The sequence below is a fragment of the Vreelandella massiliensis genome, from assembly GCF_900155385.1.
Taxonomy (GTDB): Bacteria; Pseudomonadota; Gammaproteobacteria; order Pseudomonadales; family Halomonadaceae; genus Vreelandella; species Vreelandella massiliensis.
Map to the genome: position 1 here is coordinate 2,018,580 of NZ_LT699745.1, position 25,441 is coordinate 2,044,020.

The window sequence follows — 25,441 nt, forward strand, 5'->3', positions numbered from 1 at the left end:
CTCTGGAAGGGTGACTCCCCTATGCACGATAGCGACGAACTCCTGGCATTCCACACCGTGATGCAAACCGCCAGCCTGACCCAAAGCGCCCGCGAGCTCAACGTGGCCAAATCCACGTTGAGCCGGCGTATCTCTCAGCTTGAGCAGCGCCTTGGGCAGCCGCTACTACGCCGCCAGGCGAATCGCTTGATCCCCACCGAGGCGGGTGAACTCTTTCACCGTTACTGCCAACAGATGCTAAGCCTAGCGGAGCAGAGCCAGAGCGCGCTGGATACCCTGCGCCATGAGGTCAGCGGCGAGCTGGAAGTCCACACCCACAGCGGCCTAGTGCGCGGCTGGCTGGGGCGCTTGGTGTACCGTTTTATGGATGACCACCCCGGTATTTCGGTGACCCTGCGCACCTGCGACGCACCGCCCACGGCCCCCAGTGCCCATCAGGTGACACTCTGGCTAGGCGATGTGCCCGATTCACCGCTGCGCCAAGAGCGCTTGGGCTGGCTGGCCCGCCACCTTTACGCGGCGCCCCGCTACCTCGCCCAGCAACCCGCCCCGAACCACCCGCGCGAGCTGGTGCAGCACCACTGGATCGATCTACTCGGCGATACCCAGGCGGGGCTTGAATTCCACCACCGCGAGTACGGCAGTTACCACTTCTCGCCGCCGCCGACGCGTTACCGCGTCAATCAGCTGGCGCTGCACGCCGATGCGATCGCGCGCGGTCGGGGGATTGGCCTGATGCCTGATTGGCTCGCGGCACAGCGCGAAGCCGCGCACCCGGGTGAGTTGGTGCGCTGCTTGCCTGAGTGGCAGCCGGACGCGCTACCGATCACGCTGGTCTACGCCTACGGCTATCAGCCACGTAAAGTCTCGGCGCTGCTGAACCTGCTGCGCGACGCCGCGCCCCCTGAGTGGCAAAACGGTTTTTGCACCACCACCGCGGCACCTAGCGCGCAGAGCGCGGCGGGGGCAATGTTGCATCATCACTAGGGCATTGCTCAGAATAGCGCGCTTTGCATCGATTTCTTCCCCATTGCCCGCCTAAGGAGGCGCCGTGCTTGCTGAACTCTTCGCCGTGATGGCGCCCGTGCTGGCGGGGGCGGGATTAGGCTTCACCTGGGTTCGGATGGGCCATGCGTATCCGGTCGATTTTATCACCCGCCTGGTGTTCAATATCGGCACGCCCGCGCTGGTGCTCGCCTCGCTGAGTGGCGCCGAGATCGACGCCAGCACCTTTGGCCGCACCATGCTCGCCACCGCGCTGGTGATTATCAGTATGGCCGCAGCGACCTTTGTGGTGGCCAAGCTACTGCGCCACGACTGGCGGGTACTGCTGGCGCCGATGATGTACCCCAACACCGGCAACATGGGCTTGCCCGTGGTGCTCTACGCCTTCGGCAGCGCCGGTTTCGCCTACGGCATCACCATCATGGTGACGGTCTCGCTGTTTCAGTTCACGCTGGGCACTATTTTGGCAAGCCGTGGCAACCCGCTGAAAGCCCTGGCCAAAACGCCCACCGTCTACGCCATCGTCATCGCCATGGCGCTGCTGCTCACCGATACCTCGCTGCCCCTGTGGCTCGCCAACAGCGTGGATTTGATGTCGGGCTTCACCGTACCGCTGATGCTGATCACCCTCGGCGTATCGCTTGCCAGCATTCAGGTGAAAAGCCTGCGCTCGGGCGTTGCTTTCAGCATGGTGCGCATTCCCCTGGCCGCGGCCGCCGCTTGGTTGATTGGCCAAGCGCTCGGCCTGCCGCCGATGGCGCAGAGCATTTTAGTGCTGCAAATGAGCATGCCGGTGGCGGTTTTCAACTACCTTTTCGCCCAAAAATCCGGCCGCGAACCCGCTTACGTGGCGAGCTTGGTCTTTTGCTCGACCCTGTTGGCACTGCTCTATCTCCCCGTACTGCTGGCGCTTTTAATGTGAGCTAGGCTGAAGAGCACGCTATCGCCGACAGGAGACCACCATGTTGCCCCGTGCTTTGACCACCCCTTGCTTCATCACAGCCGCGCTACTGCTCCCCCTCCATGCCCACGCCAGTGACCCGATCGCCACCATTGAAAGCGATCACCTGACGTTTCACATCCAACGCGTGGCGCACGACCTCCACCATCCCTGGGCGGTGGCGTTTCTGCCTGATGGGCGCTACCTCGTCAGCGAACGCAGCGGCGCGCTACTGCTGGTGGAGAGAAACGGTGAGAAACGTACGCTATCCGGGATTCCCGATGTCAGTACCCACGGTCAAGGCGGGTTACTGGACGTCTCGCTACACCCGCGCTTCGGCGAAGAAGGCGGCGGGCATGATTGGGTCTACTTCACCTGGAGTAAGCCCGACGGCAACCGCAGCCGCACGGCGCTATCGCGGGCGAAGTGGCAAAACGATGCCCTTCACGATGTTGAACTTGTGTTTGAACAGAACCTCGCCTCAGCCCCCGGCCGCCATTACGGCTCGCGCATCGCCTGGCTACCCGACGACACGCTGCTCATGAGCATTGGCTGTCTCTTTTACACCCCTTTTTATGTCTAAAAGTGTGGTCCGACACTTCCCCCCCCCATCAGCAAACTTATACCGCTGACTCACTCACCCTCCGCGACGCTCCGCGGATCAGCCGCGCGCAGGCCCGCGACGACCATGCCGGCGCCACCCTACGCCTCACCGCCACCGGCGGCGTTCCCCACGACAACCCATTCGTCGATGACGCCAATACACTCGATGAGATTTACACCCTGGGTAACCGCAACATTCAGGGCCTGACCGTGCGCGACAACGGCGAGCCCTGGGCCTCAGAACACGGCCCGCGTACCGGCGATGAACTCAACTACCTGCAGGCAGGCGAGAACTATGGCTGGCCGAAAGTCAGCCTGGGCAACGACTACGCCACCAACGAGCCCATCGGCGCAGACTCACTGCCGGGGATGGTCGACCCGGTTTACGTCTTCGCGGGCCGCTTCGCGCCCTCCGGCTTGACCGAAGTGGCAAGCAGTGATTTCGCCGCCTGGCAGGGAGACCTGCTCGCCGGCGGGCTTGCCAGCGAAACGCTCATTCGCCTAACCCTCAATGATCAAGAAGTGACGCAGGAGGAAGTGTTGCTTCAAGGGCAGCTTGGGCGTATTCGCGCCGTCAACCAATCCCCGGAGGGGGCTATTTACCTGCTGACCGATGAAGCACAAGGCGCGCTCTACCGTTTAATCCCCCAAACCGAGTAAACGCCATCCCCACGCGCAATCGCGCATAGTGTCGTTCCCACCGCAGACGGCCCCTTTTGGGCCTCTGTGGAAGGGGCCTCTGTGGAAGTTTGTCACTACTTATGTATAATCACTCATAATATTTCTATCTGATTTCATGCCCTTTTATTTATGGTTGAGTAATAACGCAGCGCTAGCCTTGCGTCAGGTTAGCGTTGGCTATTGGCGACCGATCCCCGGGCATGGCGACTTTTCTCTTAATCAAAGGCATAGCCGATGGACGAGACACGCAACGTCAAAATCAAGGTGCGCGGCTTAAGCAAAGTGTTTGGCAAACAGCCCAAAAAAGCGCTTGAGTTACGCGATCAAGGCCTTAAACGCCCGGAAATCTTGGAAAAAACCGGCCAAACACTAGGCCTTTCCAATATCAATTTCGATGTCTACGAAGGTGAGCTGCTCGTGATCATGGGGCTATCGGGTTCGGGCAAGTCGACCCTGATACGCTGCCTCAATCGCCTCATCGACACCACCGAAGGCGAGATCGTCATTGATGGCGAGAACATTCCCGACCTGAGTGAAAAAGCGCTGTTAGAGTGCCGACGGCGCCACTTCTCGATGGTGTTTCAAAACTTTGCCCTCTTCCCTCACCGCACGGTGCAGCAAAACGCTGAATTTGGCTTGGAAATTCGCGGTGTCGATAAGGCGGAGCGGCAAAAAGTCGCCCATGATGCCCTCAAGCAAGTAGGGCTAGATGGCTGGGAAGACGCCTACCCCAATCAGCTCTCCGGCGGGATGCAGCAGCGTGTGGGGCTTGCGCGTGCCCTGGCCAACGATGCCAGCGTCTTGCTGATGGACGAGGCCTTCTCGGCACTCGACCCCTTGATCCGCAAGGACATGCAGCAAGAGCTGTTACAGCTTCAAACCCGCATGAAAAAAACCACCGTCTTTATCACCCACGACCTGGACGAAGCGCTGAGCATTGGCGACCGTATCGTGCTGTTGAAAGACGGGGAGATCGTTCAGATCGGCACGCCCGAAGAGATCCTCACCAAGCCGGCCGATGAGTACGTGCGCCGCTTTATCGAAGGCGTGGATATGTCGCGCATCCTCACCGCCGAGAGCGCCATGCGCAAGGTGCGCTCCACCGCACGCGACACTGACGGCCCGCGCACGGCGCTGCGTAAAATGCGCGATAACAGTATCGACTCCATCTACGTCACCGATCGCGACCGCAAGCTGATGGGGCTTTTGGAAGTCGATGCCGCCAGCCAGGCGATCGAAGCCGGCGCGGAGAGCATTACCGACTACCTCACCCAAGATTTTCGTCGCGTGGCGCCAGATGAGCCGCTGCATAACCTGTTCGCGATGTTTAGCGAGAAAAGCTTCCCCATTGCCGTGGTCGATGAAGAGCAGCGGCTGCTTGGCGTTGTCGTTAAAGGCGCTGTTTTAGACGAACTGGCACGCGCAGGAGATCAATAATGGAAATTGCAAGCATCCCCTTAGGCGCCTGGATCGAAGGCGGCTTGAACTGGCTTACCAGTGAATACTCGGTGGTCACGCGCGGTATTTCACGCGTGACGGAGAGCGGTATTGAAGCGTTAAACGAGGCGCTGATGTGGCTGCCCGAGTGGGCATTGATGGCCATTATCGCGCTTTTGTGCTGGCGCGCTGCCTCTATTCGCCTCGCGATTGGCGCGGTAGCCGGGCTTGCGCTGATCTGGAACCTCGGGCTTTGGCTGCCCATGATCGAGACGCTCACCCTGGTGGTGATCGCCACGCTTGTGGCCGTGGTGATCGCGCTTCCCGTGGGGATCGCCGCCGCGCTCTCGGAGCGGCTTTATCGCGGCATCATGCCGGTTCTCGATTTCATGCAGACCATGCCCGCCTTCGTGTACCTGATCCCGGCGATTCCGTTTTTCGGTATCGGCTCCGTCTCGGCGATCTTCGCCACGGTGATTTTCTCCATGCCGCCGGCGATTCGCTTTACCACCCTGGGGATTCGCCAGGTGCCGGTCGAGCTGATTGAAGCCGCTGACGCCTATGGCGCCACGCGCGGGCAAAAACTCGTCAAGGTTCAGCTGCCGCTATCGCTGCCAACCGTCATGGCGGGTGTCAACCAGACGATTATGCTGGCGCTGTCGATGGTGGTGATCGCGGCGATGATCGGTGCCGATGGCCTGGGTAGCGAAGTGTGGCGTGCTATCCAGCGCCTGCGCCCCGGCGACGGTTTCGAGGCCGGTATCGCCGTGGTGATTCTGGCCATGCTGCTCGACCGGTTAACGCAATCACTACGCCGCTCGCGGGCGAAATAAGCCTCGTTGAGCGCCCCGTTGAGAAGGCCCCTTGATCAGGGGCTTTTTCACAACCATGCTAAGTTAAGCCGTATTCCGTAAATCAGCTTTAACCGACTGACCTCAGTGTTATGTTGCATAACATACGATTTTCAACCCAAAGAAGGATCGCTGAATGAAGAAGCATGCACTCAATCACTCTGTTCGCCTCGCCTCGCTTTCCCTTATTGCCGGTGCTGGCTTAGCGGCCGGCAGCGCTGCCCAAGCAGATAATCACGGCCCTATCACTCTGGCATACGTTGAGTGGTCGGATGCAGTTGCATCGACTAACGTTATGCGCGCTGTGCTAGAGCAAGAGGGGTATGAAGTCGAGACCAAATCGCTCTCCGCTGCGGCTATGTGGCAGGCCGTTGCCACCGGGGACGCCGATGCCATGACCACCGCATGGCTGCCAACGACTCATGAGAACTACAACGAGCGCCTTGGCGATCAAATGGTCGATCTCGGTGTTAACCTAGACGGCACAAAGCTTGGCCTCGTTGTTCCCGCTTACTCTGAAGTTGACTCTATCCCGGAGCTTAACGAACACGTCGAGAGCTTCAACGGTGAGATCATCGGTATCGACCCGGGTGCGGGCCTCATGGGGCTTACCGAAGAGGTGATTGAGGCCTATGACTTAGATTACGACTTGCGCAGCGGCAGTGGCGCGACGATGACGGCAGCGCTCGCCAATGCGATCCAGAACGAAGAGAACATTGTTGTTACCGGCTGGACGCCGCACTGGAAATTCGCCCGCTTTGATCTGAAATACCTCGACGACCCCAAGAATATTTTAGGCGGTGCCGAGCAGATTCATACCTTTGCGCGCGAAGGTCTGGAAGACGATATGCCTGGTGCTTACGCCATTCTGGATGCCTTTGAGTGGACGCCCGAGCAGATGGGTCAGGTACAGCTACTCAACCAAGAAGAGGGTTCAGACCCTTACGAAAACGCCAAGCAGTGGGTAGAAAATAACCCGGATATCGTCAAAGAGTGGATCAACGGCGAATCGTAAAACCCCTTCATCGTTCTGTTAAGCGGCCACCACCCCATAGGGGCGTGGCCGTCTCAGGTAAGGATGACCTACCTAAAACAGCTGAGGAGTTTTCGCATGTTTAAGCACATTATGGTGCCGATTGATCTGGCGCATATCGAAGTGCTAGAGCCATCTCTCGATGTTGTCGCCGATATGGCCAAACACTACGACGCCAAAATCACCTACGTTGGCGTCACCTCCAACACGCCCAATAGCGTGGCGCGCACCCCGGATGAGTACGAGCAAAAGCTCGATGCGTTCGCGCAAAAACGCCATGACGTGCACGGGCAACCCGTCAAAGCCAAAGTATATAGCTCAACGGACCCGGTCGCCGACCTGGACGACATCCTCATTGATGCCATTGAGGAACTCAACGTCGACTTAATCATCATGGCCACTCACCTCCCCAAAAAGCTCGATGCCGTCATCCCCTCCCACGGCGGCAAAGTGGCCACCCACACAGATGTCTCTGTCTTTTTGGTAAGACCGCAAGAACAGTGATTTGCGACTCGCATTTAACGGCGCACGCTTTCGCATCACCTTTGCGCTAACGAAGGCAACGTAAACGTATCGCTACGGAGAAGTCTCGTGGAGAAAAACACACAGAAGCCCGAGGACGACGCGCCAGCGTCAGAGGGTATTCCGGCGCCTGAAGGGGCCGCCAACCTGATTGATACCGATTATGTTATCGGTCAGGACAACATCACCGCCTCGCCCATGGGGATCAACGTGGACCTGCACGGCAAGGTCTTCATGTTCTCCTCCATCGTCATCCTGCTGTTCGTGATTCTCACGCTAGCCATGCAGGCGCAGATGGAGCCGATCTTCAACAGCATGTTCAGCTTTTTGACCACCAAGCTTGGCTGGGTGTTTCTGCTGGGTGCCAATGTCTTTGTTATTCTCGCTTTAGTGCTGATCTTTACGCCATTGGGTAAAGTACGCATCGGTGGCGCCAATGCCACACCGGACTTTGGCTATCTGGGCTGGTTTGCGATGCTATTCGCCGCGGGCATGGGCATCGGCCTTATGTTTTATGGCGTCTCCGAGCCGCTGGGCCACTACGGCACCGCCATGGGCGGTATCAGCGTCGGTGAAGATGGCATACGCACCGACTGGGCACCGTTGGGGGCCGCCGAAGGCGACCAGGCGGGCGCCGTCTCGTTGAGCATGGCCGCCACTATCTTCCACTGGGGGCTTCACCCTTGGGGCGCCTACGCCATTGTCGGCCTGTCACTGGCGATCTTCGCCTTTAATAAGGGCCTGCCGCTCACCATGCGCTCCATCTTTTACCCCATCCTGGGTGAGCGCGTTTGGGGCTGGCCGGGACATGTCATCGATATACTGGCCGTATTCGCCACGCTGTTTGGCCTAACCACCTCGCTGGGGCTAGGCGCGACTCAGGCGTCGGCGGGTCTCAACTACCTGTTCGGCATTCCCGACACCAACGCCACCTTGATCCTGCTGATTCTCGGTATCACCGTGGTCGCGCTGGGTTCGATCATGTTGGGTGTGGATAAAGGCGTGCAGCGCCTCTCGCAGCTCAACATGGCACTGGCGCTGCTGTTGATGCTTTTCGTGATCCTGGTGGGGCCAACGCTGATGATCGCCACCGGTGTGGTCGAGAACCTTATTGGCTATGTGATCAACCTGCCGGCACTCTCCATGCCGTTCGGGCGCGAAGATGCTAACTTTTCGCAGGGCTGGACCGCCTTTTATTGGGCCTGGTGGATCGCATGGTCGCCGTTCGTCGGCATGTTTATTGCCCGCGTTAGCCGTGGCCGCAGCGTGCGCGAATTTTTGATCGCCGTACTGGTGGTTCCCACCCTGGGTTCGGTGATATGGATGACCGCCTTCGGCACCACCGCGATTGACCAGGTCATCAACCAAGGCATCACCGAGGTGCAGGATGCCGCGCTTGAGCTGCAGCTCTTCACGATGCTGGAGCACCTGCCGTTGACGGCCATCACCTCCTTTGTTGGCATTGTCTTGGTCATTGTGTTCTTCGTGACCTCATCGGACTCCGGTTCGCTGGTGATCGACTCTATCACCGCCGGCGGCAAGGTCGATGCGCCTAAACCTCAGCGTATCTTCTGGGCGCTGATCGAGGGCGCGCTCGCCATCGCCCTGCTGCTAGGTGGCGGTCTCGCCGCGCTGCAAACGGCGGCGCTGACAACCGGCCTTCCCTTCACCCTGGTGTTGTTGGTGGGCTGCTACGCCATCGTCAAAGGATTGATGAGCGAGCCTCGCGTGGGCAAAGCGTAACCTTCAATCCCGCATGACTACATGCAACGACAAAGGGCAGCCTTCGGGCTGCCCTTTTTTGTGCCTGCATGCGTTTTATTAACACCAAAGCGCGCGCAGGGGTGTTTTTTCGTCGTAGTTTGTCGCTATTTGCGCCTGCAGTAGCTCGGCGGTCGCCAGCGCATCGACTAACGCATGGTGGCCTTGATAAAGGGGGAGGCCATACCGATCCCGGCTGGCGTTTAAACGGATCGAGACTGGCGGGCGCCCCAACCAGCGGCGAAAGCGCGACCAAAGCGACTGACGGTGCAAGCGCGCCTCCAGCGACATCGTATCGATCACCGGAAACATCACCCCCTCCCCGCGTCTCGCCTTTACCGCGGCATCCAAAAATGGCCGCTCGATGTTGCGAAAGTGGACCACCACCACGCGCCCCGCAAGCGCTTCCAGAAGGGGCTCTAGGATGTCATTCAAATCCGGGGCATGGGCAATTTCTGAGTGAGTAATATGGTGATACGCCACGGAGGAGGCCGACAGCGGGCGCGGCGGTTTCACCACCCAGTAGCGCCGTTCAGCAAGCCTGATGCGATTGAGCGTAAACGGCACCACCCCGATACTCAAAATCGCGTGGCGGCGCTCATCCAGGCCCGTCGTCTCCATATCCAGCGCGGCCATTGGCACATCGCGAATGGGCGTATCGGGCTCGGGCAGCGGTGTGGCAAAAAAGCGGGCGATCGCGGCATCATGGGCGCGTGCCGCACGCGCCTGCATGTAGGCGCTCCAGTCCGCCTGGGTGACTTTTTTTCTTGGCCGAATACCATTCATTAGCGCTGCCCCTGCCGGCTCGCCGGCACCGGATAGCGGAACTTGAGGAACTTCTGCGCATTGCTCAGCACCTGGAAAGCATCTTTCAGCCCGTGGCGCTCTTGGCTCTCGACGTTTTCGGGCTCGATGTTGTTATCCGGTGTGCGCTCCTCTTGCAGATCAATCATCTGGTGGCGAATGCGCGACAGGCATAAAAACTCAAGCGCGTAGCTCAGCTTATCACCGACACCGCTGGCCAGTAGCTGGGTGTTATTGATGGCTTGTAGACGTTCGAAAGAGTTTTGTGCTTTGGCACCGCAGGCAAGCGCATGAACGCGGATGAGGTCGACCATGGGAGCTGTGCCGCGCCGTTTCAGATTGATGGAGTTGTTCTGCTTGCCATCTTTCTCCATCACAAAGGTGCGGAATACCCCAAGCGGCGGCGTGCGGTTGAGCGCATTACGCGCCATGGCGGCAAGAAACAGCGGCGATTTAGGCGCCTGGGTCGCGATAAGATCCTGGAGCTCCTCTATGTAGACATCCTCACCGTAGGCGCTGTCGAGATCGAAGAAAATCGAGCTATGCAGCAGCTTCTCCGGCGTGGGGTTCGCCATCCAGTCGTGAAAGTAGCCCTTCCATACCTTGAGCGGCTGACGCCACTGGGTATTGGTCGCCATCACATCGCCTTTGCAGTAGGTGTAACCGCAGGCATCCAAGCCGTCGCTGACAAATTTGGCCAGTTGGTAAAAGTATTCATCGTGCTGCTCGGGGTCGAACGCGTCTGAAAGAACAAGGGCGTTGTCCTGATCGGTGACGATGGTTTGCTCATTGCGCGCCATCGAGCCGTTGACCATATAACAGTACGGCACCGGCGGCGGCCCAAGCGACTCCTCGGCAAGCTCTAGCAAACGCCGCGTGAAACTGCGCCCGATGGTGGAGAGCGCACTGCCCACCATTTGCGAATTGGCGCCCTCCTGCACCATGCGCACAAAGGCGGCGCGTACGTCGGGCGCTAGGCGTGCAAGCCCCTCAACGCTTGCCTGATTGAAGATATTGCTGACCAGGTACAACCCGCTGTGGGTTTCGTAACGGATAATATCTGAGAGATGCACCACCCCAACCGGGCGCTGGCGATAGAGCACGGGCAGATGATGCACGTTGTTGCGCAGCATGATCAGCATCGCTTCGTAGATCGATACATCCGACTGCACGGTGATCAGCCGGTGAGAAATCACTTTCTCAATCGGCGTTGAAGGGTCAAGGCCTTTCGCCACGACCGCGGTGCGAAAATCGCTATCGGTCATGATCCCGCACATCTGCCACGACTCGCCCTCGCTGTCCTTAAAGCTGTAGCGGGGTTCATCGGCGCCTTGCTTTAGCACTAACAGGGCGGATGCCTGCGCGTCGGTCATCTGCTGGGCAGCCGCTTGCACGCTCGTGGTAACGTCCACCATGACGGGGTAGCGCGTGAGCAGCTTGCGTATCCGCGTCACCATCATGTCATTGGATTTTTTCTGCTCTTCGGCAATGCTCTCTAGCCGCGGCCTTTCCAGTTCGACGAAGTCGGCAAAGTGGTCGTCCTCTTCGCACAGGCGCTGAAAGATGGCGTCGGGGATAAAGTAGATCAGCGTGTCTTCAATCGCTTTGGCGGGAAAGCGCACCCGATGATTACGCAGCAAGCTGAAGTGGCCAAAAATATCGCCTTCGCCTAGCCGGTTGTAGAGATCGCCCTGGCGGCGGTACACCTCAACGGCACCGCTGCGGATGTAGTAGAGATCTTCGACGCGCTCGTTTAGGTACAAAATGTCGCTACCGGTTTTGAAGTAACGCACCTCAACGTTCTCGGCAATGGCGTCCAGCAGCTCGTCCGACAGTGCATCAAACGGCGGAAACTGGCTCATGTGCTGGCGAATTTCAAGCAGTTCAACGTCCATGCGTTCTCCTCATAAAGGGACCATTCGCATCATACCGCTCAGTTTGGAAGGCCTGACTGCAAACGTAAAGCGCGCCCAGCAAAAAGCCCGGCACCCATGAAGGGCCGGGCTTTGAGGCGGACTAGCCGCGCGCTGACGGGATTGCTCTTAAGACGAAATCTGGCAGACTGCCTTAGCCGTCATCGCCGTAACGGGTGTTACGACTGCTTTGCCATTTCCTGAACACGCTGCATCATTTCAGGGTCTTGCTGGATCGCTTGACCAATGGCATTGAAGGTTTCGACATCAAGGCCGCTATCTTCCACAATCTGGATCATTTCGTCATTGGCTTCGGAACGCACTTCTTGTTGCGCTTGCTCACCTTCGGCCGCTTGCAGGCGCTCGGTGTACTCTTGAGAGACAACCGCGATCTCCTGCGAGGCATCGGCGAACTGCTGCAGCTGATCATCGGAGAAGTCTTGTGCCGGTGCTTGCTGGGAGGTCATTGAGTCTTGTGCAGGCTCCTGGGACTGCTGTGCATGAGCTGTGGTTGCCATCAGGCCAGTCGCTAGCAGTGCCGCGGAAAACAGAGCCGTTAAACGTTGCATAAGTACCTCTCGGTTGTTGAAATCTCGGTTGTTGAAATCTCAGTCAGTGAGAAATCGAGACAGTGCGTTGGGTGTGCAGAATATCTGATGGCGGTATTCAGCGCAGGTTCCATCTTTTAAGTAACACATTGTAAACATTAGAACGTAGAAAACAAAGGACCCTATATGGCGACCTCTTCGCTTTCCCGCCTAACCGCCACACTGCGCAATGCCACTCCCGGTGAACTGGGGCTTGCGGCGATGCCCGTGCTGTTTGTGCTGCTCTGGAGCACGGGCTTTATCGGCGCAAAATTCGGCCTGCCCTATGCGGAACCGTTCACGTTCCTATTTATTCGCTTTATCTGCACGCTCGTGCTGCTGGTTCCGCTTATTATCATGCTGCGCGCGTCCTGGCCGACCTCCCCCGCGCTCTGGGGGCATATCGCGGTCACGGGCTGCTTGGTCCACGGCACTTATTTAGGCGGCGTTTTTTACGGCATCTACTTGGGCATGCCGGCGGGGCTGGCGTCTCTATTGGTCGGGCTACAACCGCTTTTAACCGCCGCCTGCGCGGGGCCGCTATTGGGAGAGACACTCACCAAACGGCAATGGCTAGGCCTGGTATTAGGGCTATTGGGCATAAGTCTGGTACTGGGTAGTAAACTCGACCCAAGCGAGTCGCTCTTTGATGGTTTTGGCCTTGGCGCGCTATTTAGCGTTACCGCCGCACTGCTGGGGATTTCCATCGGCACGCTCTACCAAAAGCGCTTCTGTACCCGTATGCCGCTTCTGCCGGGGACGGCCATTCAGTACATCGCGGCCGCGCTACTGCTGGGGTGCGGTGCCTTGCTGTTTGAGACACGCGAGGTCGACTGGACGCCCACCTTTATGCTGACGCTGGCCTGGCTCGTGCTGATTTTGTCTATATCCGCTATTTTGTTACTCATGGCACTGATCAAAAAGGGTGAGGCGTCGCGAGTGGCTAGCCTGTTTTACTTAGTGCCGCCAGTCACCGCGCTACAGGCTTGGTGGCTCTTCGACGAGCGCCTACCCTGGTTGGGTCTTCTGGGGATGGCCATTGCGATTTTTGGCGTGGTATTGGTCGTCAAGACAGCGCAAAATAGCGCTAAAGCATAATATTATGGGTAACTTAGGGCTTCTATGAATATGTCAACGAACCATCACTGCGCGCGGGTCAACGGCCACTGCAACCGCTGCGATAGCGCTGTGCCGTTTGCGTTTACGATGGCGTTTCAACCCATTGTGGATGTCGCCAAGCGGCGCATCGTCTACTACGAAGCGCTGGTGCGCGGCCCGAACGGGGAGTCCGCCGGCAGCATTTTGGCCCGAGTCACCGATGACTTGATGTACCGCTTTGACCAGCAGTGCCGCATTAAAGCGATTGAGCTTGCCAGCGAACTCGGCATGCAGGAGCGGCTTTCGATCAACTTTCTGCCCAATGCGGTGTATGAGCCCGAGGCGTGTATCCAATCGACCCTGGAAACATCAAAGCGGGTCGGCTGGCCGATTGAGCGGCTCAACTTTGAGATTACCGAAACCGAAAAGGTGAAAAATCGCGACCACATGCGCGTGATTATCGATAGCTATCGGGCGATGGGATTCACCACGTCTCTGGACGATTTTGGTAACGGCTACGCGAATCTTGATCTGCTCACCGACCTTCACCCCGATACGCTGAAAATCGACCGCGAACTGGTCATGGGCTGCAATAGCGATACCCGCCGGCAAGCCATTTTAAAAAGCGTGGTCACGCTTGCCGAGCAGCTCAACATCAAGCTGGTGGCCGAAGGGGTGGAAACCCGGGAAGAGTCGCGCTGTTTGCTCGCCATGGGGCTGCCGGTTCAGCAAGGCTTTTACTTTGCCCGCCCCCACTTGGAAGCATTGGCCGAGATTGATGACGCGCTTTACGATTAAAGCGCCACGCCTTAAGGCGTGGAAATACGCTCCAAATAGTGGATGCCGCCTAAATTGCGCATTTGCTGGCGAATCCACTGGCTGCGCTTTTCAACTTCAGCACTCGGCTTTGACGCACTGCGCGTTAGCGGGCTGGGGAGAATCGCGGCCAACAGGCTTGCCTGGCGTTCGGTAAGCGCGCTCGCCGAGACCCCAAAATAGTGCTGGGCCGCGGCTTCCAGGCCAAACACGCCGGCATCCCACTCGGCCACGTTCAAATACACTTCAAGGATACGCTGCTTATCCCAGGCTATTTCGATCAGCAGCGTAAACCAGAACTCCACGCCTTTGCGCACCCAGCTGCGCCCACTCCAGAGAAATACGTTTTTGGCCGTTTGCTGGCTTAGCGTACTCGCGCCGCGCAGGCGCCCACCGGCGAGTTTGCGCTCGATTGCCCGCTTCAGCTCGACCAAATCAACGCCGTGGTGATCGGGAAAACGCTGATCTTCCGCCGCGATCACCGCCAGCTTGGCCACTGCGGCCATATCCTCCCAAGCACGCCAATCGCGGCGCAGGTCGATCGGCTCGCTCGCCAGCCAGCTTTGCACTTTGCGCTCGACCATCACCATCGACCCCGGCGGCGGCACCACGCGAAACAGCAGCACCAAGACCACCGAGAGAAGCATAAACGCCAAAACGCCACGCCAGAGCCAGCGCCATAGCCCGCTTACTACTCGGCGCAGCGTTCGTTTCACCATGGGTACTCCTTCGTCCAAAACCCTCTACGAATAGGCGTTCATGCGCCCTAGCGCTTATACAAATGCTCGGCGTGGTAGCGCAAATGCTCCTCGATAAACGAAGCGATAAAGAAGTAGCTATGGTCATACCCGGGCTGGCGACGCAGCGTCAGCGGGTGATCGTGCGCTTCGCACACGGCTTCTAAACGCTCTGGCTTGAGCTGCTCGTCCAAAAACTGATCAGCGTCGCCCTGGTCGATGAATAGCCGCTGGCGCGAAGCGCCGTTGGCCACGAGCTCGCAGGCATCGTACTGGCGCCAGCGCGAAATATCGTCACCCAGGTAGGCGCCAAAGGCTTTCTGCCCCCAGGGGCTCTCCATGGGATTGACGATAGGCGCAAAGGCCGACACCGAGCGGAAGCGCCCCGGATGGCGCAGCGCTAGAATTAGCGCGCCGTGACCGCCCATGGAGTGCCCACTAATCGATTCGCGGCCGTTAACCGGGAAGTGCTGGCGCACCACCGAGGGCAGCTCTTCGATGATGTAATCGTACATGCGGTAGTGCGGCTTCCAGGGCGCCTGCGTGGCGTTGACGTAAAATCCAGCCCCCGAGCCCAGATCATAGCTATCGTGCTCACCGGGAAGCTCAGTGCCACGCGGGCTGGTGTCGGGGCAGACAATCGCCACGCCAAGCTGTGCTGCCATCCGGTGGGCACCGGCTTTTTGCATGAAGTTTTCATCGTTGCAGGTCAACCCGGAGAGCCACCAGAGCAGCGGCACGCGCTCACTCTCCGCTTGCGGCGGTAAATACACGGCGAAAATCATGTCGCAATCTAGCGCCCGCGAGTAGTGGCGGTAGCGCTTATGCCAACCGCCAAAACTGCGGTTGGCCGAGACCAGTTCTAACGTTTCACTCATGCTCATAGGCGGGCTCCTGGTAACGGGCTTATATTATAAAAGCGAAAAATCAGTCAACAAATCAGACGAAACAAAGGCAAAACGGCGGCTTAGTAGTGCAGCACCGTGCGGATGCTCTTGCCCGCGTGGAGCAGGTCGAACGCTTCGTTGATTTTCGCAAACGGCATGTCGTGGGTGATGAAGTCATCGATATTGATTTCGCCGTTCATATACTGCTCGACGTAGCCGGGCAGCTCGGTACGCCCTTTCACGCCGCCAAAAGCGGACCCCTTCCAGACACGCCCAGTCACCAACTGGAAGGGGCGCGTCGAGATCTCCTCGCCGGCGCCGGCAACGCCGATAATGATCGATTCGCCCCACCCTTTATGGCAGCACTCAAGCGCCGAGCGCATCACGTTGACGTTGCCGATACACTCAAAGGAGTAATCCACGCCGCCATCGGTTAAGTCCACGATCACTTGCTGGATGGGGTCGCTGTACTCCTTGGGGTTTACAAAGTCGGTGGCGCCAAACTGCTTGGCCAACTCGAATTTATCGGGGTTGACGTCGATGGCGATAATCCGCGAGGCCTTGGCCATCATTGCCCCTTGAATCACCGCCAAACCAATCGCGCCGAGGCCAAATACCGCCACCGTCGCGCCCGGCTCCACCTTGGCGGTATTGAGCACCGCACCGATGCCGGTGGTTACCCCGCAGCCAAGCAGGCAAATTTTATCCATCGGCGCCTCTTTCGAGACCACGGCGAGCGAGACCTCCGGCAGCACGGTGTACTCGCTAAAGGTCGAGGTGCCCATGTAGTGGTGGAGCATCTTGCCCTCGAGTGAAAAACGCGAGGTACCATCGGGCATGACACCTTTGCCCTGGGTCGCGCGCACGGCACCGCAGAGGTTGGTTTTGCCCGACAGACAGAACTTACACTTACCGCACTCGGCCGTGTAGAGCGGGATAACGTGATCACCCGGCTTCACGCTGGCGACGCCCTCGCCCACCTCCTGCACCACACCGGCGCCTTCGTGACCCAGCACGGCGGGGAAGTTGCCTTCCGGGTCGGCTCCCGAAAGCGTATAGGCGTCGGTGTGGCAGACGCTGGTGGCCGCCATCTTGACCAAGACTTCGCCCGCCTTGGGGCCTTCCACGTCAATCTCGGTGATTTCAAGCGGCTTTCCGGCCTCCAGTGCGACGGCTGCGCGTGACTTCATCTTTCTCTCCTCTCGTCATTAGGGAATGGCTAGCGCTAGTGTAGGCCAGTCAGGGCAGCGGGATAAACCAGATGCGTACAAAAGTGATACATCAACACTCGATGGCGTTCACCGCAAGCCCCCCTTTTGAGGTCTCTTTGTACTTATCCTGCATGTCGCGGCCGGTATCGCGCATGGTGCGAATCACCTTATCCAGTGAGACAAAGTGTTCGCCATCGCCATTGAGCGCCATACGCGCGGCATTAATTGCTTTCACCGAGGCAATCGCATTGCGCTCGATACACGGCACCTGAACCAGCCCGCCCACCGGATCGCAGGTAAGGCCCAGATTGTGTTCCAGGCCAATTTCAGCGGCGTTCTCGACCTGCGCAGGCACTCCCCCCAAGACTTGAGCAAGCCCGGCGGCGGCCATGGCGCACGCCGAGCCGACCTCCCCCTGGCAGCCAACTTCCGCGCCGGAAATCGACGCGTTTTTCTTACATAAAATGCCGATCGCTCCCGCTGTGAGTAAAAAATCCACCACATCGTCATCGCTGGCATCCGGTTCGAACTTCAGGTAATACGCCAGCACCGCCGGCACAATGCCCGCCGCGCCGTTGGTCGGCGCCGTGACCATCCGCCGCCCGGCGGCGTTCTCTTCGTTCACCGCCAGGGCAAAGAGGTTGACCCAGTCCATCGCGGAGAATGTCGAAACGATCACTCGCTCGTTGTCGGCCGGGTGTAAAAGCCGCTGATGCAGCTCATGAGCACGGCGACGCACACCAAGCCCGCCAGGTAAATGGCCGCGAGCGTGCAGGCCATTATTGATGCTGTCGCGCATCGCCGCCCACAGAGTGAGAAGCCCTTGGCGGATGTCGGTCTCGTCGCGCCAGGCTTTTTCGTTCTCAAGCATCAACTGGCTAATGCTCAGTCCGTGGGTGTTGCACCTCGCCAGCAACTCAGCGGCGCTGTCAAACGGGTAAGGAAGCGGCGTGGTATCTTCCCCGATATCGCCCGCCTGTGCCTGCGCCTGATCGATATAGAACCCGCCACCGAGCGAGTAGTAGGTATTACGCGCCACCTCTTGCTCGCCATTCAATGCCACAAGCTGCAGCGCGTTGGGGTGAAACGCCAAGCAGTTATCGTCCCAGGCAATGTGCTCGCCCATCGAAAACGCCACGGTTTGGCCATGGGGGAGCTCAAGCGGTGCACCACGCTCAAGCGCCTGCAAACGCACGTCAATGTCGTCGGGGTTGAGTGCTTCGGGGGTTTCGCCCATCAACCCCATGACCACGGCGCGGTCGGTGCCGTGGCCTTTTCCGGTGGCAGCGAGCGAGCCGCGTAGCGTCACCTTAATCGCCGTGACCGGCGCATCTCCCAACGACAGCACAAAGTCGCGCGCTGCCCGCATGGGCCCAACGGTGTGCGAGCTTGACGGCCCGATCCCGATACGAAACAAATCAAAGACGCTAATCGCCATAACTCCCCCTTCGCGTTTTTATTCGCGTGCGAACATAAAACAGTGACGATATACTGAACATTCACGCACGCATGCTTTCACTTTATCGCGCAAGCTCTAAGGCTTTTGCGTGTCGTTATGCTCGTCAAGGATGCCATGAAACACCCCACCGACCCCGCTTGGCCAATTGCCATTCGCTCTCTTTTTATCCGCACCGTTCTCTACACCTTCATCATAGGCCTGATCGCGCAGGGGGCTTACTGGGAGGCGCAGTACTTACCCGCCGTGCGCTTTTCGGAGCTGGGCTTTACCGAGTTTACCCAGACCTTGGCGCTCGCCACCGGGTGTTTATTGCTGCTATATGTCCGCCATGTGCTACGTGTATGGCCCAACGTGACGCTGCTGCTGCTGGCCTTTATCGCCGCCTCTCTGATACGCGAGCAAGACCGTTTTCTCGATACTTATGTAGCCGAGCACACGTGGAAAGTGCTGGTATCCCTGGTGGTTATCCCCTCCATCGCGTGGGTGGTCATCCAGCGGCGCCGTTTTCTCGCCGAATTTGCCCACTACAGTAATACCCTCTCGCTGGGTTTATTCATCGCGGGTATACTCACCACCTATATATTCTCTCGCCTCTACGGGCGTCAGACGTTCTGGCAAACCGTCATGCAGGAGAGCTATATGCGTGATGTTAAAAGCATGGCCGAAGAGGTCATCGAGCTTTTGGGCTACGCCATTATATTGATCGCGCTGGTCGAGCTACTGCTCCTTACCCGACGCATTTATCATGCACGCAACGCCGAGACTTAACCGCTTCGACACGGTACGCACTGCTACAAAAAAGCCCCTGCGGTATGGGCTTACCGACAGGGGCTTTTTGCGTCTGGGCGTTTTTAACGCCTCGTTTAACGCTACTCGTCTAAAAACGAGCGCAGCGGCTCCGAGCGGCTGGGATGACGCAGTTTGCGCAGCGCTTTCGCCTCGATCTGGCGAATCCGCTCGCGGGTGACGTCAAACTGCTTGCCGACTTCTTCCAGCGTGTGATCGGTATTCATATCGATACCAAAGCGCATCCGCAGTACTTTCGCCTCGCGGGCGGTGAGCCCCCCTAGCACGTTGCGCGTGGCTTCGATCAAGCCTTCGCCGGTGGCCATGTCGATCGGTAGCAGCATCGTGCTGTCTTCGATGAAATCCCCCAGGTGCGAGTCATCATCATCCCCGATCGGCGTCTCCATGGAGATCGGCTCTTTGGCGATCTTGAGCACCTTGCGCACTTTGTCCTCGGGCATTTCCAGGCGCTCGCCCAGCTCTTCCGGCGTCGGCTCACGGCCCATCTCCTGCAGCATTTGACGCGAGACGCGGTTGAGCTTGTTGATCGTCTCGATCATGTGCACCGGAATACGGATCGTGCGTGCTTGGTCGGCGATGGAGCGGGTGATTGCCTGACGGATCCACCAGGTCGCGTAGGTGGAGAATTTGTAGCCGCGACGGTACTCAAACTTGTCCACGGCTTTCATCAAGCCGATGTTGCCTTCCTGAATCAGGTCCAAGAACTGCAGGCCACGGTTGGTGTACTTCTTAGCGATCGAGATAACCAAGCGCAGGTTCGCCTCGACCATCTCCTTCTTGGCGCGGCGGGCTTTGGCTTCGCCAATGGAGAGCTTGCGGTTCACCTCTTTTAGCTCACCGACGCTAAGCTGCACCATATCCTCTTCGAAGGCGATTTTACGCTGCGAACGGGCAATATCGGCGCGTAGCGGCTCCAAGCGATCGGCGTACTTAGGAAAGCTCTCCTGGAACTCATCCAGCCACGCTTTGCGCGACTCATTGCCGGGGAACGCCTTGATGAAGGTTTTACGCGGCACCTTGGCTTTTTTCACGCACAGCTGCATGATCGCCTTCTCTTGCGCGCGCACCTGCTCAACGCTGATACGAATCTGGCCAACCAAACGCTCGAAGTGCTTGGGTACCAGCTTAATCGGCGAGAAGAGTTCAGCGAGACGCGCTTGCTCCGCCTTCAGCTCGGGGCTTCCGCGTCCGTATTTTTCGAACGCGGCGTCTACCGCGGCATTCTGCTCGCGGATCTGCTCGAAACGCGCGCGCGCCTCTTCCGGGTCGGGGCCGCCCTCGTTGGCGCTAGAGTCTTCTTCGTCCTCGTCGTCGGCGTCGACGTCGCCATCCTCGTCAAGCTCCGTCTCGGCCACAGGCTCTTCCGGCTCGGCTTCGGCAACGCCCGGGATCCCTTCGTCCGGGTCGATAAACCCGGAGAACAAATCCGATAAACGCCCTGGCGCCTCTTCGTCTTGGGTGGCGTCGTAGGCCTCAAGAATAGAGTTTACCGCGCCCGGCAGATACGCCAGCGCCGACATCACCTCGCGGGTGCCCTCTTCGATGCGCTTGGCGATTTCGATCTCGCCTTCGCGGGTCAGAAGCTCGACGGTGCCCATTTCGCGCATGTACATGCGCACGGGGTCGGTGGTGCGCCCCACATCGCTTTCCACCGCGGCGAGTGCCGCCACCGCTTCTTCGGCGGCGGACTCATCGGTAGAGTGATCCGACATCATCAAGGTATCTTCATCGGGCGCTTCTTCAACGACGCTAATGCCCATGTCGTTGATCATGCCGATGATGTCTTCTACTTGATCCGGATCGGCGATATCCTCGGGTAGATGGTCGTTGACCTCAGCGTAGGTAAGGAAGCCTTGCTCCTTGCCCCGCGCGATCAACTCCTTCAGACGTGACTGCTGCTGCGCATTTCCAGCCATAGAAACCCTATCTCGACGAAGAAGAATGAAGCACCTGAAGCGCTGAACGTTTGACGCTCAACAAGCCGAACAGTATAGCGTTAGCAGTGGGTTATTTTCCAGCTTGGCGTATTTGCGCGGTCATTCAGGTGTGTTAGTTTGTTCGGTTCGGCCAGCGCTTGGTGGCTGACCCTTTATCTTGAGGTTAGTGGCCAAAATTCAACCCCCGAGCACCCCGTTAAAGGGCACGCCGGCTTGCTTTCAATAGCGCCGACTTGTCAGCGTTGGGCGAGCTCCACCACCAACCGGGCCAGGCGCGCGCGCTGCTCACCGTTGAGCTTTTGCCCCGCGCGCTCCTGGGCGATCAACGCCTCGTACTCCTGCTCTGGCGAGCGCTTGCGCTGCACCTCGCGCAAGTGGGCTATCAAGCCTTTCAGCTCCTCCTCCCGGGCGGCCCGAGGGATCAAAAGCTCACGCTTGGCAAGCGCCGCCAGCGTCTGCCCCTGCTGGCTGCCCTGAAAGTGCGCCAACAGCACTCGCGAGCTGCGATAACGCCCAGCTTTGAGTAGCGCAACCAACTCTCGGCACAACGTGCCATCGGCGCTATCCGGCAGCCAATCCAGCGGCGTTTCCACGGCGTCGACCAAGCGCGGCTCGTGGAGCAGCAACTGCAGCACCCGCGCCACCGGCGAGAGCGCACCAAGGCGACGCGACCCATCGCCTCCCGCTGATGCCGACATAGGCGCATGTGGCGCTTGCTCACTCGCCTGCGGCTGCGTTTTGGCCGCCTCCGACACGTTCGCATTCGCCCCAGCGGACGCCTTGGCGGTGCGCTTCTCTAACAGGGCTTCAAGCTGCGTTTCTCGCAAGCCGCTGCGTTTTGCCAGCTCTTCCAGCAGCAGCGATTTGAGCATCCCTTCCGGCACGTTCTGCAAGGCCGCCAATACGTGGCTGGCAAAACGCTCGCGCCCCTCGACGCTGTGTAAGTCGCGCCCCTGGCCTGCCTGCTCAAACAGAAACTCCGACAGCGGCATGGCGCAGGTGACGCGATCCTTGAACGCTTGCGCCCCTTCCCGGCGCACCAGGTCATCGGGGTCATCGCCCTCGGGCAGAAACAGAAAGCGCGCCTCGCGGCCATCGATCATCTGCGGCAGCGCCGTCTCCAATGCGCGGCTTGCGGCCTGGCGCCCGGCGCGGTCGCCGTCAAAGCAGAACACCACGCGGTTGACCAAACGAAACAGCCGTTTAAGATGCTCCTCGGTCGTTGCGGTACCCAGGGTCGCCACCGCGTTATGGATGCCAAACTGCGAAAGCGCCACCACGTCCATGTAGCCTTCCACCATCACCAACTGCTCAAGCTTTTCCGGCGCCTGGCGCGCTTCATAAAGGCCATAGAGCTCGCGACCTTTATGGAACACCGGCGTCTCGGGGGAGTTTAAGTACTTGGGTTTGCCATCGCCCAGCACCCGCCCGCCAAAGGCAATGGTGCGCCCGCGCAAATCGCGAATGGGGAACATCACCCGGTCGCGAAAACGATCGTAGCTGCGCCCGGTGTCTTCGCGGTGGATCAAAAGGCCATACTCCACCTGCACCGCCTCGCTAACACCCCGTTCGCCAAGGTGCTGCTTGAGCGCTTCCCAGCCCGGCGGTGCGTAACCGATGCCGTAGGTCTTGATCACTTCCGGCGACAGACCGCGATCCGCGAGATAGCGCTTCGCGGATTGCCCCTCCTGCATCATTAGCCTCTCACGATAGAAGCTTGCCGCTAGCTCTAAGAGGTTAACGCCTTGCTTACGCTTTTTTTCGCGTTCGTGTTCGCGCGGGTCGTTCGCGCCTTCCCGCGGCACCTCCAGCCCCAGGCGGCCGGCTAGCTGCTCAACCGCTTCCGGAAAGGGCAGCTTGTCGTACTCCATCAAAAAGCGCAGCGCATTGCCGTGGGCACCGCAGCCAAAGCAGTGGTAAAACTGCTTATCGGCGCTCACCGTAAATGACGGCGTTTTCTCCTGATGAAAAGGGCAAAGGCCCGAATAGTTGCGCCCCGCCTTTTTGAGCTGGACACGCTCCCCCACCACATCAACCACGTCAACGCGGCCGAGCAGGTCATCGATAAAACGCTGGGGAATCTGGCCGGCCATACGAAAAAAGCCTCACCAACACGAAAAACAAGCGGCTACCCGTGGGCAGCCGCTTGGCATCCTTCTAGAAGAGCCAGGCTCTTCCGGTACGGATCAATAGAGCCGTTCGAAGCGCTTTTGCTCACGCTGAACCTTTTTCGCGTGACGCTTGACGGCCGCAGCCGCTTTGCGCTTGCGCTCTGCGGTCGGCTTTTCGTAATTCTCACGACGGCGTACTTCAGACAGAACGCCGGCTTTTTCGCAAGAACGCTTGAAGCGACGCAGGGCGACGTCAAACGGCTCGTTATCACGTACTTTTACAGAAGGCATTAAGCACTCACCTACCTTAAGGAGTCTTGAGTTCGAATAGCACGTACACCGACTGTGCACGAGCAGTTTTACAGCGCACGGTATTCTAGTCGTCGCGCGAGTGCTTTGCAAACCATTGCGAGTATTTCCACCCGCAGGGCAGCGCACAAAAGCGCGGGAAGCTGCTAGAATGGCGCCTTTTCCGCCGCTTGTGACGGTCGACAATCACGCTTTGGGAATCTCTTTATGCGCGTACTGGGCATCGAAACGTCCTGCGATGAAACCGGCGTTGCCATCTACGATACCGCCTACCCGGGCGGCGATGGCCTGCTTGCCGATGCACTCTATAGCCAAATCGCCATGCACGCCGAGTATGGCGGCGTGGTGCCGGAGCTTGCCTCCCGCGATCACACCCGCAAGTTGCTGCCGCTGGTGGAGCAGGTCTTACACGACGCCCGCTTAACGCGCCAGGACCTCGACGGCATCGCCTATACCGCCGGCCCAGGCCTTGTCGGGGCGTTGATGGTGGGCGCGGCGACGGCGCACGGGATGGCCCGCGCGCTGAACATTCCGGTTCTCGGTGTCCACCACATGGAAGGTCACCTGCTCGCGCCGATGCTGGAGAGCGAGGCGCCCGACTTCCCGTTTGTTGCGCTATTGGTCTCGGGTGGCCACACCCAACTCGTGGCGGTGGAGGGGATCGGGCACTATCAGCTACTGGGGGAGTCCGTGGACGACGCCGCCGGCGAAGCCTTTGATAAAGCTGCCAAAATGCTCGACCTGCCCTACCCCGGCGGCCCCCACGTCGCGCGTTTGGCCGAACAAGGCGACCCGAAACGCTTTCGCTTCCCCCGCCCAATGACCGACCGGCCGGGGCTGGATTTCAGCTTTTCGGGCCTCAAAACCCACACCCTGACCGCCATTCGTGAGCTAGAAGCAAAAGGCGCACTCGACGAGCAGGCCCGCGCCGACGTCGCCCGCGCCTTTGAAGAGGCCGTAGTGGACACACTGGTCATCAAGTGTCGTCGCGCGCTGGATCAAACCGGCCTTAAGCGCATCGTGATGGCCGGCGGCGTGAGCGCCAATACGCGGCTGCGCGAGCGCTTAGCCACCGAGTGCGCGAAGCGTCATGCGCGCGCCTACTACCCACGCGGGCGCTTTTGCACCGACAACGGCGCCATGATCGCTTACGTCGGGGCGCAGCGCCTGGCCGCGGGCGAGGCCGCGGGCGAACGCGACGACGCGGGGCAGATGCGGGCCACGCCGCGCTGGCCCCTTGATCAACTCAGCGCGCCAAATGCTGATGCTGACATTGAGAGCAACGCTTAAGGGCGACGCCTAAGGCGTGCTTCCTCGCCGCGCCGGATACGGCGCAGGTTGGCGCCGTGACGCACCAGTACCATCAGGCTGAAGGCGCCCACCACCGTCACGTACGTCGGCGAGAGCCATAGACACACTAGCGGCGCCGTGACCGCACTGACCAAAGAGGCCGTCGCCGCCGTTCGCAGCTGCCAGGCACAAAGCGACCACAGCGCCGCGCTGACCAGGGCAACCCCGGGGGTCAACACCAGCAGCACGCCAAAGGCACTCGCTACGGCTTTGCCGCCGCGAAAACCGTGCCACAGCGGGTAGCTATGGCCCAGCAGCACCGCAAGCCCCACCACCCCTTGTAGCCATACCGGGTAGCCCAGCGCTTTGGCAGCCAGCACCGCCGGCACGCCCTTGGCCGCATCCAGCAGCAGCGTCAGCGCGGCGAGTCGCGGCCCGTAAAGGCGCAGCATGTTAGAGAAGCCGGGGTTGCACGAGCCGCGCCCCCGAGGGTCGGCCACACCGGCGAGCCGACAAACGCTAAGCGCCGACAGCCAGCTGCCGCTTAGGTAGCCTAAGATCACCCATAGCATGCTGCTCTCCCCCTGTTTACCCCTGCCCATCCGTGCGCGGATTTCGCCGCCGGGTGACTGTCGTTTCCCG

The 25,441-nt window shown here is 59.4% G+C and carries 24 protein-coding genes; 13 read left to right on the forward strand and 11 right to left on the reverse strand.

Annotated elements, in window-relative coordinates:
• The first annotated feature begins 21 nt into the window (after nt 1-21).
• From BQ9846_RS14180 to BQ9846_RS14215, 9 genes are all read left to right on the forward strand, one after another.
• Nucleotides 22-987 (forward strand): LysR family transcriptional regulator, encoded by a 966-nt coding sequence (locus tag BQ9846_RS14180; protein ID WP_075881583.1) that lies wholly within the window; start codon nt 22-24, stop codon nt 985-987.
• Nucleotides 988-1,051: 64 nt separating this feature from the next.
• A complete protein-coding gene (locus BQ9846_RS14185) occupies nt 1,052-1,927 on the forward strand; it encodes an AEC family transporter (protein WP_075881584.1) in 876 nt (291 codons plus the stop codon).
• 40 nt (nt 1,928-1,967) lie between these two features.
• Nucleotides 1,968-2,528: a PQQ-dependent sugar dehydrogenase gene (locus BQ9846_RS17280; protein ID WP_083651586.1), complete on the forward strand. Its 561-nt coding sequence runs from the start codon at nt 1,968-1,970 to the stop codon at nt 2,526-2,528.
• Nucleotides 2,529-2,530: 2 nt separating this feature from the next.
• Nucleotides 2,531-3,208 (forward strand): PQQ-dependent sugar dehydrogenase, encoded by a 678-nt coding sequence (locus BQ9846_RS17285; RefSeq protein WP_422821888.1) that lies wholly within the window; start codon nt 2,531-2,533, stop codon nt 3,206-3,208.
• Between the two features lie 255 nt (nt 3,209-3,463).
• Nucleotides 3,464-4,666: a quaternary amine ABC transporter ATP-binding protein gene (locus BQ9846_RS14195; RefSeq protein ID WP_075881585.1), complete on the forward strand. Its 1,203-nt coding sequence runs from the start codon at nt 3,464-3,466 to the stop codon at nt 4,664-4,666.
• Nucleotides 4,666-5,499 (forward strand): ABC transporter permease, encoded by an 834-nt coding sequence (locus BQ9846_RS14200; RefSeq protein ID WP_075881586.1) that lies wholly within the window; start codon nt 4,666-4,668, stop codon nt 5,497-5,499. Before BQ9846_RS14195 ends, BQ9846_RS14200 begins: the two co-directional genes overlap by 1 nt.
• A 154-nt stretch (nt 5,500-5,653) precedes the next feature.
• Nucleotides 5,654-6,532 (forward strand): glycine betaine ABC transporter substrate-binding protein, encoded by an 879-nt coding sequence (locus BQ9846_RS14205; RefSeq protein ID WP_075881587.1) that lies wholly within the window; start codon nt 5,654-5,656, stop codon nt 6,530-6,532.
• A gap of 96 nt (nt 6,533-6,628) precedes the next feature.
• A complete protein-coding gene (locus BQ9846_RS14210; protein WP_075881588.1) occupies nt 6,629-7,054 on the forward strand; it encodes a universal stress protein in 426 nt (141 codons plus the stop codon).
• Between the two features lie 87 nt (nt 7,055-7,141).
• Nucleotides 7,142-8,815 (forward strand): BCCT family transporter, encoded by a 1,674-nt coding sequence (locus BQ9846_RS14215; RefSeq protein WP_075881589.1) that lies wholly within the window; start codon nt 7,142-7,144, stop codon nt 8,813-8,815.
• A 78-nt stretch (nt 8,816-8,893) separates the two neighbouring features.
• On the opposite strand, the gene BQ9846_RS14220 is transcribed toward BQ9846_RS14215, so the two are convergent.
• From BQ9846_RS14220 to BQ9846_RS14230, 3 genes are all read right to left on the reverse strand, one after another.
• A complete protein-coding gene (locus BQ9846_RS14220) occupies nt 8,894-9,619 on the reverse strand; it encodes a 3'-5' exonuclease (protein WP_075881590.1) in 726 nt (241 codons plus the stop codon).
• Complete coding sequence (locus BQ9846_RS14225; protein ID WP_075881591.1) at nt 9,619-11,532, reverse strand: DUF294 nucleotidyltransferase-like domain-containing protein; 1,914 nt, start codon at nt 11,530-11,532, stop codon at nt 9,619-9,621. The genes BQ9846_RS14220 and BQ9846_RS14225 overlap by 1 nt, the downstream gene beginning before the upstream one ends.
• 197 nt (nt 11,533-11,729) lie before the next feature.
• The gene (locus BQ9846_RS14230) at nt 11,730-12,119 is read right to left on the reverse strand and encodes a DUF4168 domain-containing protein (RefSeq protein ID WP_075881592.1); all 390 of its coding nucleotides are present in this window, start codon (nt 12,117-12,119) and stop codon (nt 11,730-11,732) included.
• 240 nt (nt 12,120-12,359) lie between these two features.
• On the opposite strand from BQ9846_RS14230, the gene BQ9846_RS14235 reads away from it, so the two are divergent.
• Together BQ9846_RS14235 and BQ9846_RS14240 are read left to right on the forward strand one after the other, a co-directional pair.
• Nucleotides 12,360-13,235, forward strand: a complete 876-nt coding sequence (locus tag BQ9846_RS14235; protein ID WP_075881767.1) for a DMT family transporter — start codon at nt 12,360-12,362, stop codon at nt 13,233-13,235.
• 30 nt (nt 13,236-13,265) lie between these two features.
• Complete coding sequence (locus tag BQ9846_RS14240) at nt 13,266-14,033, forward strand: EAL domain-containing protein (RefSeq protein ID WP_479694215.1); 768 nt, start codon at nt 13,266-13,268, stop codon at nt 14,031-14,033.
• Between the two features lie 11 nt (nt 14,034-14,044).
• Here BQ9846_RS14240 and mtgA read toward each other — a convergent pair whose 3' ends face one another.
• The 4 genes from mtgA to BQ9846_RS14260 form a co-directional block, all read right to left on the reverse strand.
• A complete protein-coding gene (mtgA, locus tag BQ9846_RS14245; protein WP_075881593.1) occupies nt 14,045-14,770 on the reverse strand; it encodes a monofunctional biosynthetic peptidoglycan transglycosylase in 726 nt (241 codons plus the stop codon).
• A gap of 47 nt (nt 14,771-14,817) precedes the next feature.
• Nucleotides 14,818-15,672, reverse strand: a complete 855-nt coding sequence (gene fghA / locus BQ9846_RS14250) for an S-formylglutathione hydrolase (RefSeq protein WP_075881594.1) — start codon at nt 15,670-15,672, stop codon at nt 14,818-14,820.
• A gap of 83 nt (nt 15,673-15,755) precedes the next feature.
• Nucleotides 15,756-16,865 carry an S-(hydroxymethyl)glutathione dehydrogenase/class III alcohol dehydrogenase gene (locus tag BQ9846_RS14255; protein ID WP_075881595.1) on the reverse strand — a complete coding sequence of 370 codons (1,110 nt, stop codon included), beginning with the start codon at nt 16,863-16,865 and terminating at the stop codon, nt 15,756-15,758.
• A 91-nt stretch (nt 16,866-16,956) separates the two neighbouring features.
• Complete coding sequence (locus BQ9846_RS14260; protein WP_075881596.1) at nt 16,957-18,324, reverse strand: L-serine ammonia-lyase; 1,368 nt, start codon at nt 18,322-18,324, stop codon at nt 16,957-16,959.
• 135 nt (nt 18,325-18,459) lie between these two features.
• On the opposite strand from BQ9846_RS14260, the gene BQ9846_RS14265 reads away from it, so the two are divergent.
• Nucleotides 18,460-19,113: a hypothetical protein gene (locus BQ9846_RS14265; protein WP_075881769.1), complete on the forward strand. Its 654-nt coding sequence runs from the start codon at nt 18,460-18,462 to the stop codon at nt 19,111-19,113.
• A 101-nt stretch (nt 19,114-19,214) separates the two neighbouring features.
• On the opposite strand, the gene rpoD is transcribed toward BQ9846_RS14265, so the two are convergent.
• The 3 genes from rpoD to rpsU all read right to left on the reverse strand — a co-directional run bounded on the left by rpoD (nt 19,215) and on the right by rpsU (nt 23,491).
• Entirely contained in the window at nt 19,215-21,068 is a 1,854-nt protein-coding gene (gene rpoD, locus BQ9846_RS14270; RefSeq protein ID WP_075881597.1) for an RNA polymerase sigma factor RpoD, read from the reverse strand.
• A gap of 257 nt (nt 21,069-21,325) precedes the next feature.
• A complete protein-coding gene (gene dnaG / locus BQ9846_RS14275; RefSeq protein ID WP_075881598.1) occupies nt 21,326-23,182 on the reverse strand; it encodes a DNA primase in 1,857 nt (618 codons plus the stop codon).
• Between the two features lie 93 nt (nt 23,183-23,275).
• Nucleotides 23,276-23,491 carry a 30S ribosomal protein S21 gene (gene rpsU / locus BQ9846_RS14280; protein ID WP_075881599.1) on the reverse strand — a complete coding sequence of 72 codons (216 nt, stop codon included), beginning with the start codon at nt 23,489-23,491 and terminating at the stop codon, nt 23,276-23,278.
• 225 nt (nt 23,492-23,716) lie between these two features.
• On the opposite strand from rpsU, the gene tsaD reads away from it, so the two are divergent.
• Nucleotides 23,717-24,799, forward strand: coding sequence for a tRNA (adenosine(37)-N6)-threonylcarbamoyltransferase complex transferase subunit TsaD (gene tsaD / locus BQ9846_RS14285; protein ID WP_075881600.1), 1,083 nt, complete (start codon nt 23,717-23,719; stop codon nt 24,797-24,799).
• On the opposite strand, the gene plsY is transcribed toward tsaD, so the two are convergent.
• The gene (plsY, locus tag BQ9846_RS14290) at nt 24,796-25,371 is read right to left on the reverse strand and encodes a glycerol-3-phosphate 1-O-acyltransferase PlsY (RefSeq protein ID WP_075881601.1); all 576 of its coding nucleotides are present in this window, start codon (nt 25,369-25,371) and stop codon (nt 24,796-24,798) included. The genes tsaD and plsY overlap by 4 nt on opposite strands.
• Between the last annotated feature and the right edge of the window lie 70 nt (nt 25,372-25,441).

Coding starts and splice junctions, on each gene's coding strand:
- BQ9846_RS14180 (WP_075881583.1), top strand. CDS start 22: ATGCACGATAGCGACGAACTCCTGGCATTCCACACCGTGATGCAAACC.
- BQ9846_RS17280 (WP_083651586.1), top strand. CDS start 1,968: ATGTTGCCCCGTGCTTTGACCACCCCTTGCTTCATCACAGCCGCGCTA.
- BQ9846_RS14195 (WP_075881585.1), top strand. CDS start 3,464: ATGGACGAGACACGCAACGTCAAAATCAAGGTGCGCGGCTTAAGCAAA.
- BQ9846_RS14200 (WP_075881586.1), top strand. CDS start 4,666: ATGGAAATTGCAAGCATCCCCTTAGGCGCCTGGATCGAAGGCGGCTTG.
- BQ9846_RS14205 (WP_075881587.1), top strand. CDS start 5,654: ATGAAGAAGCATGCACTCAATCACTCTGTTCGCCTCGCCTCGCTTTCC.
- BQ9846_RS14210 (WP_075881588.1), top strand. CDS start 6,629: ATGTTTAAGCACATTATGGTGCCGATTGATCTGGCGCATATCGAAGTG.
- BQ9846_RS14220 (WP_075881590.1), bottom strand. CDS start 9,619: ATGAATGGTATTCGGCCAAGAAAAAAAGTCACCCAGGCGGACTGGAGC.
- BQ9846_RS14225 (WP_075881591.1), bottom strand. CDS start 11,532: ATGGACGTTGAACTGCTTGAAATTCGCCAGCACATGAGCCAGTTTCCG.
- BQ9846_RS14230 (WP_075881592.1), bottom strand. CDS start 12,119: ATGCAACGTTTAACGGCTCTGTTTTCCGCGGCACTGCTAGCGACTGGC.
- BQ9846_RS14235 (WP_075881767.1), top strand. CDS start 12,360: ATGCCCGTGCTGTTTGTGCTGCTCTGGAGCACGGGCTTTATCGGCGCA.
- BQ9846_RS14240 (WP_479694215.1), top strand. CDS start 13,266: ATGTCAACGAACCATCACTGCGCGCGGGTCAACGGCCACTGCAACCGC.
- mtgA (WP_075881593.1), bottom strand. CDS start 14,770: ATGGTGAAACGAACGCTGCGCCGAGTAGTAAGCGGGCTATGGCGCTGG.
- fghA (WP_075881594.1), bottom strand. CDS start 15,672: ATGAGCATGAGTGAAACGTTAGAACTGGTCTCGGCCAACCGCAGTTTT.
- BQ9846_RS14255 (WP_075881595.1), bottom strand. CDS start 16,865: ATGAAGTCACGCGCAGCCGTCGCACTGGAGGCCGGAAAGCCGCTTGAA.
- BQ9846_RS14260 (WP_075881596.1), bottom strand. CDS start 18,324: ATGGCGATTAGCGTCTTTGATTTGTTTCGTATCGGGATCGGGCCGTCA.
- BQ9846_RS14265 (WP_075881769.1), top strand. CDS start 18,460: ATGAAACACCCCACCGACCCCGCTTGGCCAATTGCCATTCGCTCTCTT.
- rpoD (WP_075881597.1), bottom strand. CDS start 21,068: ATGGCTGGAAATGCGCAGCAGCAGTCACGTCTGAAGGAGTTGATCGCG.
- dnaG (WP_075881598.1), bottom strand. CDS start 23,182: ATGGCCGGCCAGATTCCCCAGCGTTTTATCGATGACCTGCTCGGCCGC.
- rpsU (WP_075881599.1), bottom strand. CDS start 23,491: ATGCCTTCTGTAAAAGTACGTGATAACGAGCCGTTTGACGTCGCCCTG.
- tsaD (WP_075881600.1), top strand. CDS start 23,717: ATGCGCGTACTGGGCATCGAAACGTCCTGCGATGAAACCGGCGTTGCC.
- plsY (WP_075881601.1), bottom strand. CDS start 25,371: ATGCTATGGGTGATCTTAGGCTACCTAAGCGGCAGCTGGCTGTCGGCG.